At 65.3% G+C, this 3,381-nt stretch carries 2 protein-coding genes and 1 tRNA gene; 2 read left to right on the top strand and 1 reads right to left on the bottom strand.

Features of this window, described 5'->3' with window-relative positions; genetic code table 11:
• Window positions 1-289 precede the first annotated feature (289 nt).
• Entirely contained in the window at window positions 290-1,846 is a 1,557-nt protein-coding gene (locus K8V11_RS01680; RefSeq protein WP_303910474.1) for a substrate-binding domain-containing protein, read from the top strand.
• A gap of 151 nt (window positions 1,847-1,997) precedes the next feature.
• Window positions 1,998-3,254: a trans-acting enoyl reductase family protein gene (locus K8V11_RS01675; protein ID WP_303910473.1), complete on the top strand. Its 1,257-nt coding sequence runs from the start codon at window positions 1,998-2,000 to the stop codon at window positions 3,252-3,254.
• Between the two features lie 46 nt (window positions 3,255-3,300).
• Here the strand turns inward: K8V11_RS01675 and K8V11_RS01670 are convergent.
• A tRNA-Arg gene (locus K8V11_RS01670) sits at window positions 3,301-3,373 on the bottom strand.
• Between the last annotated feature and the right edge of the window lie 8 nt (window positions 3,374-3,381).

The following is a 3,381-nucleotide window of genomic DNA, read 5'->3' as shown; positions in this document are numbered from 1 at the left end:
GCCGGCGGCACAATGCCGCCGGCCCTGCTTGCGTATTCGCACATTACTTAGCGCCCGAAACCGATGTCAGCAGCGTCGAATTTGCGCAAACTCTACTTTTATCGTCTCGATCACGATAAGGTCACAGGGTCAAAAGCGGCAGGTGACCCCGGGAACGCCGGGCGTCCATGGGAAATAGTGTGCTCGTTTAAATGCGCGATAGGTCTGGAGAGAGATGGGTTCGAGGCATCGCGCAGCGACGGATGGTGTCCACAGTGCGCGAAAGGTTCTGGTTCGGGCATTCGTGCTTGTGGCGATTGTCATCATCGCCGTCGCCCTCTATCGAGTGGCAACGGGAAAGCCGCTATTGCCGTGCGGCAGCAGCGACCCGGTAACCCTCGCAGCCGACCCTTCGATCTCCGAGGAAATAGGGCAACTCGTCGCAGATGCGGGCGACGATGGATGTATGTCCATCGAGGTCGAGAGTACGTCCACGGGAGCGATGCTGCGCAGACTCGCCGACCGCGAGGAGCTTCCTGATCTCTGGGTCCCCACGTCGTCGGTGCAGTCCGATCGGGTTTCTCGCGATTCGCAGCTGCCTTTCGAGACCGTCCTCAACTCGGTGGCCTCGACACCTGTAGTGCTGGCGGTCAAGAACGGGGAGCCGTCCGTCCGGAGCTGGACCGAGGCCCTCGGCACACCGGGAACGATTGTTGACGACGTCGCCGATTCGGGCGTCGCCGATGGCGCCATGCTCGCCGCCGCGGCTGAAAGGGAAAAGGGGCTTGTCAGCACCGAGCAGGTTCAGCAGTCGCTCGCCGTTCTTGCACAGGGGCAGCGGCCCTCGAACGAAGGACTTGTGGATCAGCTCGCCAAGACGGGCGGGGTCGCCGTCGTCACCGAGCAGGAGCTTGCCGCGCGCGGAGAACAGAACGAAGCAGACGGAATCCACACCCAGGTGCCCGGCACCGGCGCGAACTACCTCAGCTATCCGCTGGTCGTCAGCGCGCAAGACCCGGGTCGCCGCGACGATGTGCGCAAGGCCGCCCAAAATCTCGCAGACAAGGCAACGGATGAGGAATTCGCGAACACGCTCGCAGAGTCCGGCTTCCGTACCGCCGATCGCGCCCCGCTGGATGGCGAAGCAGGCGTCGGAGAGACAGAGCGCCTAGTCGTCCGTGACTCCGGCGTGCTCGACGAGGCAGTCCGCGAGTGGCGGTTGATGTCGATGCCCACGAATTCCCTCGCGCTCGTCGACTCCTCGGGGTCGATGGGTCTGGAGGTGCCTTCGCTCGGCACCACTCGGATGGGGATGATGGTCCAAACTCTGACCCGAGGCGTGGAGTATTTCTCCGGCTCGTCGGCGCTTGGCCTGTGGGCCTTCAACGCGGCGGACCCGACGCGCACCGAACCGTACGTCGAGATCCAGCCGCTCGGCAGGCTCAGCGGTCCCTCCGCCTCCGGTGTCCAGGGCACCTATCGCGACGACCTCGTCTCCGGCCTCGCCAGTCTGCCCGAGCACGTCGGTGGAGCGACGGAGCTGTACTCCACGGTCCTCTCCGCGTACCGTTCGGTCCTCGATTCCTACGATCCCAACGCCATCAACACCATCATGGTGTTCAGCGACGGCGCGAACGATGCCGCCGAGACCATCGGTCGCGACCAGTTCTTCGCCCAGCTCCGCGAAATGCAGGATCCGCAGCGCCCGGTAAAGGTCGTCACGATCGGTGTCCTCGATGACGTCGACCCCACCGTCCTCGCGGAGATCGCCGATGCGACCGGCGGCTCCAGCCACATCTCCCGCACGCCCGAGGAGATCCCGCAGGTCTTCGCCGCTGCGATCGCCGACCGCAGTACCCCCACCTGATACCAAGCGTCCGCCCGCGACTCCTCGACCCATCATCCATGACGTCGGACCTGCCGATCCTTCACGCCCGCGGTTGAATCCGCGGTGCGGGTACCGTCGGTTTCACGCCATCAATCGGCACCAGCACAACGAGATCGGGTGATCACGCGCCATGACTGATCGAGAGTTCGACGTCATCGTTTTCGGAGCCACGGGCTTCGTCGGAAAGCTCACGGCGGCCTATCTCGCCGAGCATGCACCGGAGGGCACGCGCATCGCGCTCGCCGGGCGCACGCGTTCCAAGCTCGAAAAGGTCCGCGGGGAACTGCCGGCGGCCGCGGCGCAGTGGCCGCTCGTCGTCGCCGACGCCGACTCTGCAGAGGAGCTCGGGGAGATGGCCTCTCGTACCCGCGTCGTGTGCACGACCGTCGGACCCTACCTGCGCTACGGCGAGAAACTCGTCGAAGCCTGTGCCAAGAAGGGCACCGACTACGTCGATCTCACCGGCGAGGTGCCCTTCGTGCGGACGACGATCGACAAGTTCGACGAGACCGCCAAGGGGAGCGGTGCCCGCATCGTCCACGCCTGCGGCTTCGATTCTGTCCCGAGCGACATCGGCGCCTTCGCCCTCCATAAGCGCGTCGAAAAAGATGGTGCAGGCCAGATGGGCGATACGACGATGATCGTTCGGAGCTTCCGCGGCGGCATCAGCGGCGGAACGATCGACTCGATGCGTGTCATCGCTCGCCAAGCGACGGATTCCGATGTCCGCAAGGTCCTGGGCAACCCGCACGCACTCTCGTCGACGGGGGCGCCGAAGCCCGCCGGCGGTGAGCGGCTGCGCGAACCGAGCGATCTCGCTCCGGTCGATGCCGCCAAGGTCGATCCGAGCCTCAAGGGCACGCTCGCCCCGTTTTTCATGGCCAGCTCGAACACGCGCATCGTGCGCCGCTCGAACGCGGTGCTCGGGGGCGCCTACGGGGAGAAGTTCCGCTACGGCGAAGCGATGTATGTCGGCGACACCCCGGGCGTATCGACTGTCACCGCGAGTGCGGTCGCCGCCGTCACTGCCGGGTTTTTCGGTCTTATGGCGGTGAAGCCGCTCGCGCCGCTCGTCGATCGCGTGCTGCCGAAGCCGGGGGATGGACCGAGCGAATCGGCGCGCGAGAACGGCCATTTCACTACGAAGACGTACACGACCACCTCGAGCGGTAAGCGCTACGTCGCGACGTTCCACTCCGACGGCGATCCGGGCTACAACGCGACCGCGCGGATGCTCGGCGAGAGCGCGCTCACCCTGGCGCTTGACCGGGATGCGCTGCCGGATCGCGCCGGGATTCTCACGCCGGCCTCGGCGATGGGGGATGCGCTCATTGCACGCCTGACGGCGGCGGGCGTTGAGATCGATACGGAAGAAATCACGGAGTAGTCAAAAGGGCGTCGCCAGGTTGCGGCGACGCCCTTTTTCGTTTGCGTGCCCCCGACAGGATTCGAACCTGTGACACCTTCTTTAGGAGAGAAGTGCTCTATCCCCTGAGCTACGAGGGCCCGGGACG

The sequence above is a fragment of the Dietzia timorensis genome, assembly GCF_020742175.1.
Classification (GTDB): Bacteria; Actinomycetota; Actinomycetes; order Mycobacteriales; family Mycobacteriaceae; genus Dietzia; species Dietzia timorensis_A.
Note: the sequence above shows the minus strand (reverse complement) of the source record. Positions and strands in the feature narration are given on the sequence as shown.